The sequence below is a fragment of the Pilimelia terevasa genome (assembly GCF_014647915.1).
In the GTDB taxonomy this organism is placed as follows: Bacteria; Actinomycetota; Actinomycetes; order Mycobacteriales; family Micromonosporaceae; genus Pilimelia; species Pilimelia terevasa.
Genome location: NZ_BMQC01000009.1, coordinates 145,748 through 162,617 on the forward strand (window position 1 = coordinate 145,748; position 16,870 = coordinate 162,617).

A 16,870-nucleotide genomic window follows, 5' to 3' on the forward strand; every position below is an offset into this window, starting at 1 on the left:
GGTGTCAGCGCAGCGCGGACACCGCCGGCCCGACCGTCGTGAAGGCGTCGGGGCCGAGCCGGAAGCCGCGGCTCAGCGGGTACTCGACGTGGAACAGCACGAACAGCAGGAGGGCGATCATGCCGCCGACGACGGCCATCATCAGGCCGTTGGGGAACGTGCGGTCGAGCCCGAACAGGTACAGGAAGCCGATGCTGACGGTCCCGCCCAGGCCGAGGATCAGCCACAGCGCCACGGGGATCCCCTCCTGCGCGGCGGCGATCCGCCCGGTGCGGGCGTCGGCCGCCGCGCCGAGCCGGTCGGCGAGTTCCTCCAGCGCCGCCGCCTGCCGCTCCCCGGCCGGGACGACCCGGTCGGCGCGCCGGCGCAGGGCCGCGAACGCCGCCTCGGTCGCCGGGCTGGCCCGGCGCGCGTCGCGCAGCAGCGGCCACTCCTGCCCGACCACGGCTGCCAGGTAGGACCCGACCAGGCCGTCGATGGCCGCGGCGTCCGCGGGGGCGAGCCGGCTGGCCTGGTACCGGACCTCCGCCAGGGCCGTCGCCTCCTGCTGGATGCTCTGGGCGGCGGCGGCCCGCGGCTCCCAGACGGCGATCGCGGCGATGGCGATGAGGATCGCGTACACCATGCCGATCGCCCCGTACAGCGCACTGGCGGCGTCGGCGTCGGCGATCAGCCACCGGTCGGGTACCCACCGGGAGACGACCAGGAAGCCCAGCGCCGAGGCGGCCGCGGCGAGCAGGCACACGGCGATGCCGACGGCGACGAGAGTCAACGGTCTCCTCCGGGAGCGGGAAGGGGGCGCACTACCGGCCGCGCAGCCGGCCGGCGATGCGCGCCGCCGCCACGACCGCGGGTACGGCGGCGCCGACGAACAGGGCGAGGGAGGCGGGCAGCGTGCGGCTCTCGGGGACCCGGCGGGCGGCGGCCCTGCGCAGGTACGCCGTCCGGTGCCGCCGGACCGCGGCCGGCGCCGCCGCCGGCGGGCGCGGCGGCGGCGCGGCGGCGGGCCGGGGCCGCGGCGGCGGCGCGGCCGGGCGGCCCCGGGCGGCGCGGGCCGGCGGGCCGGCCGGGCGCGGGTGCGGGGCGCGCGCGGCCGGGGGCCTCACCGGGCGCGGCGGGGGCACCGCGGCGGCCGGGGCCGGCGGGCACGCCGTCGCGTCGGACCAGCGCGAGCGGCCGCCGAGGGCGGTGCGGGTGACCGGCCCGCCGCGCAGCGGCACGTGCAGCAGGTGGCCGGTGTCGTCGTCCAGGGCGTGCAGGACGTCGTCGGGCCCGAGGGCGACCGCGCCGAACCCGCGGGCGGCCGGCAGCGCCGCGCGGGTCGGGAACGTGCGCACCTGCGCCGTCCGCGGGTCGAGGCGGGCCAGCACCGACGGGTGGCCGTACCCGCGGGCGGCGACCCCCCACAGCTCGCCGTCGGCCGGGCGGTACGCGAAGTCGCGCAGGACGGTCCAGGGGTTGGTGGGGAGGTCGGCGACGGCGTGCAGGTACGTGGGGCTGCCCGCCCGCAGGTCCACGACGACGAGCCGGCCCTCCACGCCCAGGTACCACTGGTCGCCGTGGACCGCGCCCGCCGTCGCCCCGTGCGCCTGCGCGGGCAGCGGACCCACCGGCCGCAGGGTCCCCGCGGCGTCGAGCGTCACCACCTCGTCCGGCGCCGCGACGGCGTAGGTCCGCTGCGGGCCGGCGGCGTGGCCGAGGGCGTTGAGCCGCCGGGTCAGCGGCACCGCGGCGCGGGGCGGGCCGAACGGGTCGGGCAGGCGCAGCAGCGCGTGCTCGCGGACCAGCAGCAGCCCGCCGACGCAGCGCGCCGCGCCGGCCGGCGCCGGCACCGGCCCGGCCGCGGCGACCGCGGGGGCGGCCAGCGCCGGGACCGCGCCCGCGGCACCGGCGGCGCAGACCAGCGCCGGCAGCGACCTCAGCGGAGTGGGCACGGCGCCGCTACCGGCCGGCCGCGGCCAGCAGCGGGCCGAGCCGGGCCGCCGACGTGCCCAGCCCGGCCGGGGCGAGGGCCGGCGCGGCGTAGTGCCGGCGCAGGTCCGCCTCCCGGTACCGGTGGCAGCCCTCGTGCCAGGTGAGAATGCCGGCCAGCCAGTCCTGGAGCTGGCCCGCGTACCGGTCCACGGTCCGCCGCACGTCGTCGGCCAGCCCGAACTCCTCGTACAGGGCCGGCAGCTCGACGGCGAGCACGTGCTGGAACTGCCGCATCCGCCCGGCCATCAGGTCGGCCACGACCGCCAGCGCCCGGTCCCGGTCGGTGTCGAGGAACTGCTGCACCACCAGGACCGCGTTGTGCAGCTCGCCCTCGAACTGGATCTCCTTCTGGTACGAGTACAGGTCGTTGAGCAGGGCCGCGTAGTCGGCGGCGGCGTTCTCCATCGCCCGCACGGGCCGGCTTCCCCACACCCGCTCGGGCACGGTCCGGCCGACGGACAGCCGGGACAGCGCCATCGTCAGGTCCGACCCGAACGTCTTGCGGCGCATCTCGATGTAGTCCACCGGGTCGGGCACCCGGTGGAGCCGCTGGTTGTCCAGCTCCCACAGCCAGCTCCGGGTCATGTCCTCGACGGACGCGCGGAAGGCCGCCCGGGCGTCCGGGGCCAGCGGGCCGGCGGTCCGGGTCCACAGGTCCGACAGCGCCGCCTCCATCGGGTGCGCGGGCACGGCCGGGGGCGCCTCGTCGTCCAGCGGCATGAACGCCGGGAACCGCGCCGTCGTCGCCTTGGCCGAGGCCAGGTCGCCGGAGCGGCCGAAGACGTGCGGGTAGTAGTCGTCGGCGTAGGTGCCCCAGGTGAGCCACCCGGAGGTGAGGTCGAGCTGCTCCGGGGTGGCGTCGGGGTGGATGCCGGCCGAGCACAGCGGGAAGTCGAAGGCCCGCAGCTTCCCCTCGTCCCAGATCACGCCGTCGAGCAGGCCCATCCGCCGCGCCCAGGCGACAGTGTTCTCCCGGGCGCCGCCCAGGTGCGGGCTGAGCCGGGTCGCGTAGGGCATGGGCAGGTCCGGCAGCGGGGTCTCGCCGACGACCTGGAACGGCACGTACCGGTGCCGGCGGGCCCGCTGCGGCACGGTCCCGGCCAGCGACGGCAGGATCCGGGCGGCGGAGATGCCGAGGCCGCCGGGCACGCCGATCAGCGTGGCGCCGGCCGGGTCCACGGCGCCGTCGTTCATGTACCGGCTGGACCGGCAGTGCCACTCGTGCCCGCCGGCCTGCCAGTCCTGCAGGCCCTTGACGTACGCCGCCGTGGCGGCCTGCCCGGCGGGGTCGACGCCGTGGTCGGCGACGCTGGCCGGCACCTCGGTCAGCGCCGTGTGCTCGAACTGGTGCAGCCGCGAGGTGAGCAGGTCGTTGACCCCCTCGGCGGCCTCCTGCGTGCCGCAGCCCAGGAACGTCTCGAAGACCAGGACGCCGTTGGACAGCTCGCCCTCGTCCAGCACCTCGCGCTCGTACGAGAACAGGTCGTTGCGCAGGTGGACGGCGTCGGCGAAGGTGTCGCGCAGGACGCCCAGCGCCCGGGTGCCGGCGAGGGCGGGGGGCACCTCGGCGTCGACGGCGTGCTCGACGAGGTTCGCCGACCACGGGGCGCCGCCGACCTTGCGGCGCATCTCGATGTACTCGATCGGGTTGGCCACCCGGCCCTCGTCGATGTTGGCCAGCTCCCACAGCGACTCGTCCAGCAGGGCGCGGGTACTGAGGACGAACCGGCGGCGCCAGTCCGCCGAGCGGTGCGGCACGGTCCGCCGCCACAGGTCGGCCAGGCCGCGCTCGACCGGGTTGTCGGGCTCGGCGGCGATCTCGCCCTCGGCGGGCATGAACGCGGCGAGCCGGTCCAGGTGGGCGCGGGCGCCGGGGATGTCGCGGGTGCGCTTGAACAGCTCCAGGAAGTGGTCGTCGAAGTAGAAGACCCACACGTACCAGTCGGTCACCAGGTTCAGCGCCTCGGCCGTGGCGTCGGGGTGGGTGTACGCGCACAGCAGCGCGTAGTCGTGCGCCTCCAGGTCGGCGGCGGTCCAGACGGCCCGGCCCGCCTGCGGGGCGTCGGTCATCTCCATCGCGCGCGCCCAGTCGCGGGTGTGGGCGCGGGCGCGCTCCAGGTGCGGGTTCAGGCGGGCGGGGTAGGGAATGTAGAACGACGGCAGGACGAATGGCGGCAACGGTCGACCTCACCTCGGCGCGGGGAACTGGACCCTCAGCCGGCCAAACCGAAAAGTGGGGTTGGTGGATACCCGAACGGCCGAGATGCACTCATCCGAGTAGTCACCCGTCAGAACCGCCCGTCAATGCCTGACGATTCGGTCAGACCGCCGCGTGCGGCGCCCCGACGGCCGGCAGCGACACCGTGAACGCGGTCCCCCCGCCGGGCGCCGGGGCCGCCGCGATGGTCCCCCCGTGCGCCTCGACGACCGCCTTGGTGATCGCCAGGCCGAGCCCGGTCCCGGTGATGCCGGCGGCGACGGCCGTCCGGGCCCGGAAGAACCGCTGGAAAAGCTGCCCGTACTGGTCCGCCGGGATCCCGATGCCGGTGTCGGTGACGGTGACGACCACCCCGGCTTCGGCGTCGGCCGCCACCACCCGCACGGTCCCGCCCTCGGGCGTGTACTTGACCGCGTTGGAGATCAGGTTGTCGAGCACCTGGCGCAGCCGGGTCGGGTCGCCGTGCACCGGCGACAGCCGGCCGGTCGCCACCGCGACGGTGAGGTTCTTGGCCTGGGCCGCCGGCCCCTGCTCCTGGACCGCCTCCCGGATCAGCCGCGCCGCCGACAGCGGGCGCGGGTCGATCTCGATCGAGCCGGCGTCGAGCCGGGCCAGCGTCAGCAGGTCCTCGACCAGGTGGTGCAGGTGGCTGCTCTTGCGGTCGATGACCTCGGCGAAGTGCCGCGGGGTCGCCGGCAGCTCCGGGTCGTCCAGCAGCATCTCGGCGTACCCGCGGATCGAGGTGACCGGGTTGCGCAGCTCGTGGCTGACCACGGCGACGAGTTCGTCCTTGAGCCGGTCCACCTCGCGCAGTTGCCGGACCTGCTCCCGCTCCCGCTCCAGCAGGCGCTCGCGCTGCTCGGCGAGCTGGCGGCGCTCGGTGATGTTGGTGCAGATGCCGTCGACGAACAGCGCGCCGTCCTCGCGGCGGGGCACCGCGCGGGTCCAGACCCAGCGGGTCACGTCGTCGTACCCGCGCACCCGGCACTCGATCTCCGCCGACGCGCCCCGGGCCACCGTGGCGTGGAACGCCGCGAACGCCGCCCGGTCCCCGGGGTGCATCCGCTCGGCCAGCACCGCGGCCATGTCGGTGTCGGTCGGCAGTACGGCGCCGAACACGCCGGTGCCGTTCGGGCTGGCGTACACCGACCGGACCTCGCCCCCGGGCCGGATCTCCACCGTCCACAGGTAGTCGTTGACCTGCTCGACCACCCGGTCGAAGTCCCGGCGGGCGGCGGCCAGGGCCAGCGTCAGGTCCTCGGCGTGCCGCCGCTCGACGAACCGGCCCACGTGCGCGCAGACCTCGCGCAGCACGGCCAGCACGTCGTCCTCCGGGCGGGCGTCGGCGCCGGTGTGGAACACCAGCACGCCGAGCACCCGGTCGCCGCTGCGCACGGGCAGGCCGATCGCGCCGCCCGGCGGGTCGGTGGCGGCGCGGGGCGGGCGGGGCAGGTCGCCGGTCCAGATCTCGGCGGCGCGCCACCACACCAGTCCCGGCAGCCGTGCGTCGCCGGGGGCCGCCTCGGGGGCGGCGCCGAACGCGCTCCAGCCGCTCACCCGCGCCAGGGCGCGCCCGCCGGCCACCTGCCAGTACGCGCCCGACACCCAGCCCAGCTCGGTGCCGACGGCGGCGAGCGCCGCGGCGCCGGCCTCGTCGGCGCGCACCGCCTCGGACAGCGCCTGAGCGACGGCGTGCCGGGCCCGGCGCAGCGTCTCCGCGCGGTGCGCGCCGGTGATGTCGTGCATCGCCACGACCGCGCCGAGCCGGCGCCCGTCGGCGGTGTCGATGGGGCGCCCGTTGGCCAGGAACCGGCGCGGCGGGGCGCCCGGCGGCCGGACGACCATCTCCTGGCCGACGACGACCTCGCCCGCGAACGCGCGGGCCAGGGGGATCTCCTCGGCGGCCAGCGGGGTCCGGGCGTCGGCGGCGTACAGGGCGTAGGTACCGGACCAGTTGCCGGCGTCGACCGCCTGCGCGTCGGCCCCGTGCACCTCGCGCAGCCGGTGGTTGAACAGGGCGAGCCGCCCGTCGCTGTCGCAGGCGGCGACCCCGGCGTCGAGGCTGTCCAGCAGCGCCCGCAGGAAGCTGCGCTCGTCCTCCAGCCGCTGCCGCTCCCGGTCCAGCTCCCGCGCGGCCGCGTGCCGGGCGGTGATGTCGTGCAGGAACGCGTGGAAGACCGGCCGGTCGCGCTCCAGGCTGACCTGGAGGGTCATCTCGACCGGGAACTCCCGGCCCGCGCGGTCCACCGCGGTCAGGGCCAGCCGCTGCCCGGGGAGCGGCGACTGGCCGGTGTCCCGGACCCGGGCCAGGCCCTGCTCGTGGGCGGCGCGGAACCGCTCCGGGATGATCAGTTCGCTGGCGGTCCGGCCGACGGCCTCGGCGGCGCCCCACCCGAACAGCCGGGCGGCGGCGGCGTTCCAGGCCGTGAACCGGCCGTCGCTGTCCATCGAGACGAACGCGTCCTGCGCGCTGTCCAGGACGGCCCGCATCCGGTCGGCGGCCAGTCGCAGCTCCCCGTTGGCGCAGCGCAGGGCCAGCTCGGACCGGGCCGCGGCGGCCAGGTCGGACAGCGTGGCGACCTCGTCGTCGGTCCACCGGCGCGGGGCGTGGTCGACCACGCAGAACGCGCCGAGGACGGTGCCGTCGGCCGCCCGCAGCGGTACGCCCGCGTAGGCGACCACGCCGAGGTCCCGGACGGCGGGGCTGCCGGCGAGCCGGGCGTCGCCGCGGGCGTCGCTGACCAGTACGGGCGCGTCGGCGGCCACCACGTACCGGCAGAAGGAGTGCGACAGCCCGACCCGGCTGCCGGGGGCGACCGGCGCGGGCAGGCCGCAGCCGCTGGCGAAGACCTGGTGGGCGGCGTCGACGAGCGACACCAGCGCCGTCGGGGCGCCCAGCACCCGCGCGGCGAGGCCGCTGAGCCGGTCCAGCGACGGCAGGGCGCCGGCCTCCAGCAGGCCGCTGGCCCGCAGGGTCCGCAGCCGGGCGGGGTCGGTGACCCGCGCCTGGACGTCCGCCTCGTGCTCCCCCGAAGTCACCTCCGCCTATCGGCGCCGGCCGGGGCGGGTTGAGCCGCTGACCGGACCGGTAAACCTCGCTCTATGTTCGATACCATGACGAAACCGGCGGGCCACCCGGCGGCCGGGCCGCGGGCTACGGGGAGGGGGACCGCGTGCGCCGTGCCGCCGTGACGGTCGAGAAGGCCCACGGCGTCCACTACACGCCGCCGGAGCTGGGGCGCTTCCTGGCCGGACGGCTGCTCGACCACTTCCCGTCGACCGTCCGCGCCGACCTCACCGTCCTCGACCCCGCGTGCGGCGACGGGGAGCTGCTGCTGGCCGTCGGCCGGGCGCTGCACGCCCGCGGCGGCCGGTGCCGGCTGACCGGGTACGACCGGGACCCGGCCGCGGTGGCGCTCGCGCGGCGCCGGCTGGCCGGGGCGCTGCCGGCGGTACCGCGCACGCTCGCCGCCGTCGACTTCGTGGCGCTCAGCGCGGAGCGGGGCGCCGCCGACCCGCGGTTCGACGTGATCGTGGCGAACCCGCCGTACGTGCGCACCCAGGTCCTCGGCGCCCCGCGCGCCCGGCTGCTCGCCGACCACTTCGGCCTCACCGGCCGGATCGACCTGTACCAGGTGTTCGCGGCGGCGTTCGGGCGGCTGCTGACCGACGACGGGGTGCTCGGGCTGGTCACGTCGAACCGGTTCCTCAGCACCCGGGCCGGCGCCGGGATGCGCGCCCGGCTGGCCCGCGAGTACGCCGTCCGGCAGGTCATCGACCTCGGCGACACCCGGCTGTTCCGGGCCGCCGTCCTGCCGGCGCTGGTCTTCGCCCGGCGCGACCCCCGCGGCTCGCCGGCCGTCCCGCTGCTGACGATCTACCAGGACCGCGCGCCCGGCGCCGCGACCGCGGTCGACTCGGTGTACGCGGCGCTCGCGGCCGGCGCCTCCGGCCGGTACGCGGTCGACGGCCGGACGTACCGGGTGGACCGCGGCACCCTGCCGCTGGCCGGCCACGCCGACCGGCCGTGGGTCAGCGCCGAGGAGCACGCCGACTTCCTCGCCGCCGTGGACCGGGCGGCGCCGCTGCGGTTCCGGGACCTGGGCCGGATCCGGGTCGGGGTGAAGACCAGCGCCGACGGCGTCTTCATCCGCGCCGACTGGGCGGACCTGCCCGCCGACCAGCGGCCCGAGCCGGCGCTGCGGCGCCCCCTGATCAGCGCCCCGGCGGCCGGGCGCTGGCGGTGCGCGCCGGGCGCGGCGACGATCCTGTACCCGTACGAGATGGACCGGTCCCGGCGCACGCCGGTGGACCTGGCCGGGCACCCGGGCGCCGCCCGGTACCTGGCGGCCCACCGGGCGCGGCTGGCCGCCCGGCGGTACGTGGTCGAGTCGGGCCGGCACTGGTGGGAGATCTGGGTACCGCAGCGGCCCGCCGAGTGGGCCCAGCCGAAGATCGTCTTCCCGGACATCAGCGAGACGGCCCGGTTCGCGGTGGACCGCTCCGGTGCTGTGGTCAACGGCAACTGCTACTGGATCCCCTTCGGACCGGCGCAGGAGGACCTCGCGCTGCTGGCCGTCGCCGTGGCGAACTCGGCGGTCGCCCACCGGTACTACGACGCCCGGTTCGGCAACCGGCTGTACGCCGGCCGGCGGCGGTACATCACCCAGTACGTGAGCGAGTTCCCGCTGCCGGACCCCGGCTCGCCGCACGCCCGGCGGGCCGTCGCGCTGGCCCGCGCGCTGACCGAGGGCGCGCCGCGCGACCCGGCGGCCGTCGAGGCGGCGGCGGACGAGGCGGTGGCCCGCGCCTTCGGCCTGGGCTGACCGGCGGCGCCCGCCCGGCGCTCAGGTGTGGTCGCCCTGCGCCGGGTCGAAGTCCGTGGTGTCCTCGGCCGTCGCCACGAACCGGTCCGGCCCGGGTCCGCCGGTCATCCGGTCCGGGCCGGCGCCGCCGTCCAGCTCGTCGGCGCCGATGCCCGCGTCGAGCACGTCGGCGCCGGGGCCGCCGCGCAGCGTGTCGTCCCCGCCGCCGCAGTCGCGCAGCACGTCGTCGCCGGGGCCGCCGTCGAGCACGTCGTCGTACCGCCCGTAGCCGAAGCAGTCCTGCACCACGTCCCGGCCCTCGCCGCCGGCCACCCGGTCGTGCCCGTCGCCGCCGTCGACCAGGTCGTCCCCCGGGCCGCCGTCGATGGTGTCGCCCCGGCCCAGGCCGCAGACGAGGTCGTTGCCGCCCATCCCGCGCAGGACGTTGCTGCGGTTGTCGCCGATCATCACGTCGCTGCGCGCGGTGCCGGTCATCCCCAGGTACCCGGCCCGGACCGTCACCGGGAAGCGCCGGGTGTTGCCCGCGGTGTCGGCGACCGCGACCACCAGGTCGGCGACGCCGACCGGGTCGCCGGCCAGGTACATCGAGATCCGGGTCTGCAACCCGGCGCGGTACAGCGAGAGCTGCGCGAACATCCCGCGGCCACGCTGGTGCACCAGGGCGTACGCCAGCCGGTCGTGCGGGGTGTGGTCGTCCCAGAACCGCAGGTCGACCTGCACGTGCCGGAAGCCGCAGGTACCGCCGACGAGCCGGACCGTCGGGCGCAGGTCGGCGACGGAGGCCGCGGCGGGCGGCGCGGGAACGAGGGCGAGCAGGGCGGTACCGGCGACGGCGGCGAGCCGCCCCGTCAGGCGTGCGGGCACGGGCGTCCCTTCGACGGCGACGGACAGGAGCCGACGGTAGAGCCTCGCCGTCTTTTGAGGCAAATGCCCGACTCGTCCGAGTACCGCACCCGCCCGCAAGGGGGCGCTCACTGCCGGCCGCCGGGCTGGGCGCGATCCGTGGTCACGGGTCACTGCGCCGCTCCAGCGTCTCACGGGGGCGGGCCGGCCGCAGCGCGGAATCCACTGTGGCGAAGACCACTGGGTCGGGCCGCCGGCCGCCGCCCGCCCGAGCGGGCCGGGGCTGAACTGGGCCGGTGCGCGCCGCGCCGCGGCGGGTCCGGCCCGGCGGGCACAGGGCGGTCGCCTCCGGTTCGCACAAAGTTCCATTGAGGATCAGCCATGTCATGCGGCAGACCACCGGCGCCGCTAATCTCGCGTCGTCCTGACCGGACAGCGGAACTCGACTACCGGGCGGCCCGCCAGACCGCCCGCGTGACGCCGACGTGAGGTGACGGTACGTGAACGGGGACCCGGTGGCGGACAGCCCGCCCCACGCCGCCCGCCCGCGGCGGCGCCGACGCATCTACGCCCTGATCCCGGTCCACCGCCGGGCGACCCTGCTGGCCACGATCACCAGTCTCCGGGCGCAGACCCGCCCGCCGGACGCCGTGGTCGCGGTCGTCAACAACTGCACCGACGACACCGCCGACATCGCCCGCGCCGCGGGCGCCCGCGTCCTGGACCTGCCCGTCAACCCGCACCTGAAGGCCGGGGCGATCAACCACGGCCTCGACCGGATCGCCGACGACCTGGCCGACGACGACGCGATCTTCGTGATGGACGCCGACACCACCCTCGCCCCCGGGTTCTTCGCCGCGGCCGAGGACCGCCTCGCCGACCCCGCCGTCGGCGGCGTCGGCGGCAGCTTCTACGCCGCCACCGAGGACAACCTGCTGCGGATCGTGCAGGGCAACGAGTACGCGCGGTACGTCCGGCAGATCTGCCGCCGGCCGTTGGCCCGGGCCAACGTCCTCACCGGCGCCGGTGCCATGTTCCGGGTCGGGGTGCTGCGGCACGTCCGGCGGGCGCGGGCGGCCGGGGACCTGCCGGGGGTCGGGTACTACCAGACCGGCGTGCTCACCGAGGACAACGAGCTGAGCCTGGCCGTCCAGCGCCTGGGCTACCTGATCGTCTCGCCGAAGGCCTGCGCGCTGTACACCGAGGCGCCGGCCACGGTCCGCGAGCTGTGGCACCAGCGCGTCCGCTGGCGGCGCGGGGCGCTGGAGAACCTGCGCGAACACGGCGTCAACCGCACCACCCTGCCGTACCTGACCAAGACCTTCTGGACCGCCTTCGTCACGCTGCTGTCCTTCGCCTACGTGGCCCTGGTCGCCGCCATCCTCGCCACCGACGCCGACGCCCTGACCTGGCAGCCCTTCTGGATCGCGGTCTTCGTCGTCTACCTGGCCGACCGGGTGTGGACCTGCCGCGGCCGGGGCGTGCGCCCGGCGCTGGTGGCGTTCCTCGCGCCGATCGAGATCCTCTACGACCTGTTCCAGCAGTTGGTGTTCCTGGCCGCCTGCTACCAGTTCGCCCGGCGCAGCGACCAGCGCTGGGCGCCGGCCACCGCATAGGAGGGACGGATGTACTCCAAGACCGCCGGCGGCCTCGGGGTCGTGGGAGGCGTCGCCACCCTGGCCGACACCGGGATCGCGATCCTCTGGCTGCTCATCGGGGGCGTCGCCCTGATCGGGCTCGGGGCGGCGCTGCTGCGCTTCATCCCGCGCCGGGAGAACTGACCACCGGGCCCGCGTCAGCCCCGGCGCGGCGGCGGGCGGCCCGGCGCCCGGCGGCCCCGCCAGGCGGTACCGCGGCGGCGCCACCGCACCGGCCGGCCCGGCCGCCCGGGCGGTGCCGGCGGGCGTCGGCGCGGCGTCACCGGGGATCCTCGCCGCGCACGGCCCGCCGCAGTACCGACAGCCAGCCCCACGGGCCGGGGCGGCCGGGCGCCGCGATCTCCGCGGGCGGGTCCAGCCGCTGGGGGAAGTCGGCGAAGTGGATGCGGACGAAGGCCGAGAACTTCTCCGCACCCGCCCAGTTCCCCTCGATGCCCGGTACGGCGTTGCGGATGATCACCGCGGCCTCGGTCAGCCGCAGGGTGCCGCGCTCCTCCAGGGCGGGCAGCAGCGCCGCGCGGGCCCGCGCGACCATCTCCGAGCGGGAGAGCTGCGGCGGCTTCGGCACCGGCCGCGCCGCTGCCACGCCCTTGGCGGGCTTGGTCTGCGCCGGCTTGGCCTGCGCGGGCTTGGTCTGCGCCGGCTTGGCCGGTGCGGGCTTGGCCGGTGTGGGCTGCGGCGATTTCTGAACGACGTTGGGCTGCGCCGGGCTGGCCGCCGCGGTCGCCGGGGCGGATTTCGGCTGCCCCGGCTTCGCCGCGGCCGGCTTGGGCGCGGCTGACTTGGACGCGGCCGGCTTAGACGCAGCCGGCTTGGACGCGGCCGGCTTGGGCGCGGTCGGCTTCGGTGTGTTCGGCTTCGGCGGTGCGGCAGGCTGCTGGGGCGAGTGCGTCTTGGCCGCCTTGGGCGCCGCCGCCTTGGGCGGCGCGGCCTTGGGCGGCGCCACCTTCGGCAGGGACGTCTTGGGCGCGGCCGCGGGTAGCGGGCGCGGCGCGGCGGTACCACCGGACGCGGCCGCGGGCGCGGCAGGCGCGGCCGGGCCCGCGGGCTTCCTGGCCGGCGTCGCCGACGGCGGGGCGGCGGCCTTCGCCGGCTTGGCCGCCGGGCTCCCGGCCGGGGCGTGGGGGGCCGGCGGCGTGCCCGGAGCGGGCGTCCTGGCCGGGCGCGAGGCCAGGGACATGCCGGGCCGCAGCACGCAGCCGTCCGGGTCCGGCCGGTACGGGTAGTCGGCCATGAAGGTGGTCATGAACACGCCGAACCGGCCGGCCCCGGCCCAGTCGGGAATCAGCCGCGGCACCGCGTCGCGCAGCCGCTGCGCGGCGGTGGCCGGCGGGAGGGGGCACTGCGCGGCCAGCTCCCGGTCCAGCACCTCGCGCGCCCGGACGAGGTCGGCGGGCAGCGCGCCGCCGCCGGGGGGCGGCGGGGCCGCCACGGAGACCGGCGCGGGCGCCGCCGGGACCGGCGCGGGCGCGGCCGGGTCGGACAGGAAGCCGCCTTCGACGGTCCCGGGCGTGAAGGTGAACTCGCCGAGATGCTGCACGACGAACTGCCGGAACCTGCCGGCGCCGGCCCAGCTCTCCCGCAGCGCCGGCAGGGTCTCGCCCAGCACCTGGGCGACCTTGCCGAGGTTCAGCGGACCGTGCTCCGCCAGCGCCGCCCGCACGACGTCGCGGGCCCGCGCCACCAGGTACTCGTTGGACGGCGTCGGCGGCACCGCCGAGGGCCGGTGCGGGGCGGTGGACTTCGCCACGGTGGCCTTCGCCACGACCGCGGGCGGCAGCGCCGCGGCGGGGGCCGGGGCCGGGGCGGCGGCCGGCGCGGCCAGCGGAGGAGGCGCGGCCGCCGAGCGCGGCGCGGCCGGCGTCGGCGGCGCGGCAGGATGCGCGGGCGCGGCCGGCGCCGGCCGGCTGGCGGGCCGGCGGAAGACGTCGCCCCAGGCGAGGCGGAGGTCGCGCACCGAGCGGTACCGCGCCGCCGCGTCCCGGTCCAGCGCCCGCAGGAAGAACGCCGACAGGCCCGCGCGCAGCGCAGCCGGGAACTCGGCGGCGGCCAGCACCGGCGGCCCCTCGGTGAACCGCGGCTCGGTCCGCCCGTCGCCCCACACCGGCAGCCGGCCCGAGGCCATCTCGTGCAGGGTCACCGCCAGGGCGTACCGCTCGGCGGCCGCGTCGTACACCGGCCGCCCGGCCGCGCCGAGGAACGGGTCCCGGTAGCCCGGCGTACCGGCGTGCAGCTCGCTGTCGGACACCCCGGCCAGCGAGAAGTCGAACAGCACCGGGGCGCGGGTGCCGTTGGGCCGGGTACGGACGACGATGTTGGCCGGCTTCAGGTCGCGGTGGAAGACCTGCTCGCCCTCCAGGAACGCCACCACGTCCAGGAGCTGGTCGCCGTACGACTCCAGCTCGTCCGGGGCCAGCCGGTCCGGCCCGCGCAGGCGGGTCGCCAGCGTGTCGGCGCCCAGGTACTCGAAGGCCAGCACCGACCGGCCGGACAGCGTGAGCACGTCGGGCCGCACCAGGCAGATGACCCGGCTGTCGTTGCGCAGCCGGCGCAGGACCGCCGCCTCCTGCTCCAACCGCGGCCGGCGCGCCTCCGACAGCGCCACCTTGAGCACGTGCCGCGCGCCGTCGTCGTGCGTGGCGAGCAGGCCCTGCGAGGTCGAGCCGATGCCCAGCACCTCCTCGACCAGCCAGGCGCCGACCCGGTCGCCGGGCACGGCCTCCAGCGGGTCCGGGCCGTCGGCGGCGACCTGCGCCGCCTCGGCCAGGTGCCGCTCCAGGTCGCCCAGCCGGTCCAGGAACGCGTCCATCGTGGGCAGCCGCCGCGCCGGAGCCGGTACCGTCGCCGACTGGATCAGGTCGTCCGCGTGCGGCGACACGTCGCTGAACAGGGCCGAGGGCAGCAGCCCCTGCTCGGCCTCCAGCCGCCGCCACAGCCCCATCGCGTCCTCGGCCGGGGGCTGGCCGGTGAGCAGGGCGTACGCCAGCGCGCCCGCCCCGAACACGTCCAGCGCCACCGGCTCCGCGCCCGGCTGCTCCCACTCCGGCGCCAGGTACACCCCGTCCTGCGTGGACAGGTGCATCCCGGCGTGCACCGTCGCCGACACCGCCAGGTCGTCGGCGGCCTCCCGCGCGCGGCTGGCCATGTTCCAGTCGATGATCTCCAGGCGCGGGTGCAGCCAGGCGTCGGCGTCGGTGTGGCCGGTGCGCCGGTCGGCGGGCAGCACCAGCACGCACTCCGCGGACAGCGCCCGGTGGTACAGGCGCCGGCCGTGCGCGTACGCGAGCGCCTCGGCGAGCTGGCGGATCAGGTTGACCCGGACCAGCGGGTCGAGGCGCTCGCCGTACTCGGCCAGGTAGTCGGGCAGCCGCATGCTGCGCGGGTCGTACCGGTACACCAGCGCCGGGCCGACCTCGTGCTCCTCCAGCGTGTCCACCTGCACGATGCCCGGGTGCCGGATGTCGCGCAGGGCCGCCATCTCGCGGCGGGCCGCGCGGGCGATGCTGAGCCGCTCGGGTTCGCGGGCGGTCCGCTCCACCAGGTACAGCCGGATCCGCCGGTGCGTACCGGGCACCTCGCGGTGCGTGGCCAGGTAGTCCTGCCAGGTCTTGCCCTCGCCCAGCGGCGTGCGGGTCATCGTCCAGTTGCCGACCTGGTAGTAGCGGGCGCTCTGCGCGATGCCGACCTGGCCGAGCACCTCGACCAGCTTGCGGGACCGGCCGGCGGTGACCTCGGCGCGCGGGTGCCGCGGCGGGGCGGTGAGCAGCGCGCCGATGTCGCCCAGCCCCTCGGGCAGGCCGTAGAGGGCGAGGCGGTCGGCGTCGGGCAGCTCGACCTTGAGCCGGGGCTTGCTGAAGTAGACGGCCGCCTTGACGTAGGGGACGGGGAAGCCGAGGCGCTTGGCCTCGCTCTCCAGCAACCCCTTGAGCCGCTTGGCCTTGACGTCGGCCTCGATGAGCGCGTTGCCCCGGCCGCGCGGCGGGCCGCCGCCGAACTGCTCCCAGCCGTTGCCGCGCCGCCGCAGCCCGCCGATGTAGCTCTTGGCCTCGACGAGGTACAGGCCGCCGGGGCCGATCACGAGCGCGTCCACTTCGCACAGCACGCCACTGGTGGCGATGAAGGTGAAGTTGGTCCACATCCGGTACGGCTCGGTGTCCGGGATGCAGTCGGCGAGCTGGCTCAGGGCCTCGCGTTCGTGCGGGTGTTCGCTCGGCGTCACCGCCGTCCACCGCTCGGCGAGCATCCCACCTCCCGACGCCGGTCGCCTCGGCTCATCGTACGCAGCGCGGCCGGCCCCGGATGTCGGACTCGCCCCCGGCCGAACGGCGTCACACCTCGCCCGACGGGGCCGCAACCAACCGGCGGTCTCGCGCGTTGACCCAGGTCAGGCGAGTCGCCGCCAGGCGTCGTAGTGGTGTACCGCGATCCCCGCGAAGGCCGGTGCCGGCGCGGCGAGCGCGGCGGCGTCGACCGCGGCCAGGGTCGCGTCCAGGTCCGCGGCCGGGCGTCCGGCGAAGGAGCAGTGCCCGCACCCGGCGGTCGGGCCGGTCTCGGCCGCGAGCCGGACCGGCTTGCCCGCCCGGGCGCCGTGGGCGAGCAGGTCGCCGCCGACGTCCCACATCGAGTTCGGGCCGGTGGCGGTGTTCCGGTAGCTCATCACCGTGGCGGCGTCGACGCGGCGCAGCGTCTCGGCGGCCAGGTTGCGGCCGGCCACGCTGACCTCCCCCCACCAGAACGGCACATCGGCCTCCAGCGGCAGCGCGGCCTCGCGCTGGAGGGCGGCGAGCAGGGACAGGTACCGCGCGGCGACGCCCTCGCGGTCGGTGCTCCACTCCGGCAGCAGGTACGGCTCGACGTCCACGTGGTACCCGGCGAACAGGCCGGTGCCGGCCGCCGCGCGCAGCCAGCCCAGCGCGCCCCGGCGGTCGTCCACCCACCCGGGGTCGCCGCCGAGGGCGTACAGCCGTACGTCCGCGGTGCCGGCCAGGTCGGCGAGCGCCCGCAGCCGGGCCAGCTCGGCGCCCGCCGGCCGGCCCGTCACCGAGACGAAGACGTCCCGGACCCCCGCCGCGACCGCCCAGTCGACGACCTCGCCGGCCGGGGCGTCGCTCCACAGCCACATCGCGCGGGTGCCCGCCGCGGCGGGCGCCGTCGACGGCGCCGCCTGCGCCGGCGCGGCGGCCAGCACGCCCGCCGCCGTCACCGCGACCATCACCGCGTCCAGCCAGCGCACCCGCATGGAGCCTCCCCGTGTTCCGTCCGGGGGTCTATCGCCCGGGGGCCGCGGGACCGCTGCCGCTCCCGCCGGATGTGGCCGGCCGGACGACGCGAAACCGCCACGGATCCGGTCA

General features: G+C 77.1%; 10 protein-coding genes. 3 read left to right on the forward strand and 7 right to left on the reverse strand.

Features of this window, described 5'->3' with window-relative positions:
- Positions 1 to 4: 4 nt before the first annotated feature.
- From IEY75_RS14320 to IEY75_RS14335, 4 genes are all read right to left on the reverse strand, one after another.
- Positions 5 to 772 carry a bestrophin-like domain gene (locus tag IEY75_RS14320; protein ID WP_189114834.1) on the reverse strand — a complete coding sequence of 256 codons (768 nt, stop codon included), beginning with the start codon at positions 770 to 772 and terminating at the stop codon, positions 5 to 7.
- A gap of 31 nt (positions 773 to 803) precedes the next feature.
- Positions 804 to 1,934 (reverse strand): DUF6923 family protein, encoded by a 1,131-nt coding sequence (locus IEY75_RS14325; protein WP_189114835.1) that lies wholly within the window; start codon positions 1,932 to 1,934, stop codon positions 804 to 806.
- Between the two features lie 7 nt (positions 1,935 to 1,941).
- Positions 1,942 to 4,152: a terpene synthase family protein gene (locus IEY75_RS14330; RefSeq protein WP_189114836.1), complete on the reverse strand. Its 2,211-nt coding sequence runs from the start codon at positions 4,150 to 4,152 to the stop codon at positions 1,942 to 1,944.
- 142 nt (positions 4,153 to 4,294) lie between these two features.
- Positions 4,295 to 7,231 (reverse strand): sensor histidine kinase, encoded by a 2,937-nt coding sequence (locus IEY75_RS14335; protein WP_189114837.1) that lies wholly within the window; start codon positions 7,229 to 7,231, stop codon positions 4,295 to 4,297.
- 134 nt (positions 7,232 to 7,365) lie between these two features.
- On the opposite strand from IEY75_RS14335, the gene IEY75_RS14340 reads away from it, so the two are divergent.
- The gene (locus IEY75_RS14340; RefSeq protein ID WP_189114838.1) at positions 7,366 to 9,018 is read left to right on the forward strand and encodes an HsdM family class I SAM-dependent methyltransferase; all 1,653 of its coding nucleotides are present in this window, start codon (positions 7,366 to 7,368) and stop codon (positions 9,016 to 9,018) included.
- A 21-nt stretch (positions 9,019 to 9,039) separates the two neighbouring features.
- Here IEY75_RS14340 and IEY75_RS14345 read toward each other — a convergent pair whose 3' ends face one another.
- Positions 9,040 to 9,882, reverse strand: coding sequence for a calcium-binding protein (locus tag IEY75_RS14345; RefSeq protein ID WP_189114839.1), 843 nt, complete (start codon positions 9,880 to 9,882; stop codon positions 9,040 to 9,042).
- Positions 9,883 to 10,361: 479 nt separating this feature from the next.
- Here IEY75_RS14345 and IEY75_RS14350 point away from each other — a divergent pair, with 479 nt between their 5' ends.
- Entirely contained in the window at positions 10,362 to 11,477 is a 1,116-nt protein-coding gene (locus IEY75_RS14350; protein ID WP_189114840.1) for a glycosyltransferase family 2 protein, read from the forward strand.
- Positions 11,478 to 11,486: 9 nt separating this feature from the next.
- Positions 11,487 to 11,642: a peptidase gene (locus IEY75_RS14355; protein ID WP_189114841.1), complete on the forward strand. Its 156-nt coding sequence runs from the start codon at positions 11,487 to 11,489 to the stop codon at positions 11,640 to 11,642.
- Positions 11,643 to 11,778: 136 nt separating this feature from the next.
- Here IEY75_RS14355 and IEY75_RS14360 read toward each other — a convergent pair whose 3' ends face one another.
- The gene (locus tag IEY75_RS14360; protein ID WP_189114842.1) at positions 11,779 to 15,762 is read right to left on the reverse strand and encodes a protein kinase domain-containing protein; all 3,984 of its coding nucleotides are present in this window, start codon (positions 15,760 to 15,762) and stop codon (positions 11,779 to 11,781) included.
- A gap of 141 nt (positions 15,763 to 15,903) precedes the next feature.
- Positions 15,904 to 16,758, reverse strand: coding sequence for a hypothetical protein (locus IEY75_RS14365; RefSeq protein ID WP_189114843.1), 855 nt, complete (start codon positions 16,756 to 16,758; stop codon positions 15,904 to 15,906).
- Positions 16,759 to 16,870 lie beyond the last annotated feature (112 nt).

What these genes read in the sequence shown, in the direction of transcription:
- IEY75_RS14355 (WP_189114841.1), top strand. Translation starts at nt 11,487, where the DNA reads ATGTACTCCAAGACCGCCGGCGGCCTCGGGGTCGTGGGAGGCGTCGCC.
- IEY75_RS14360 (WP_189114842.1), bottom strand. Translation starts at nt 15,762, where the DNA reads ATGCTCGCCGAGCGGTGGACGGCGGTGACGCCGAGCGAACACCCGCAC.
- IEY75_RS14365 (WP_189114843.1), bottom strand. Translation starts at nt 16,758, where the DNA reads ATGCGGGTGCGCTGGCTGGACGCGGTGATGGTCGCGGTGACGGCGGCG.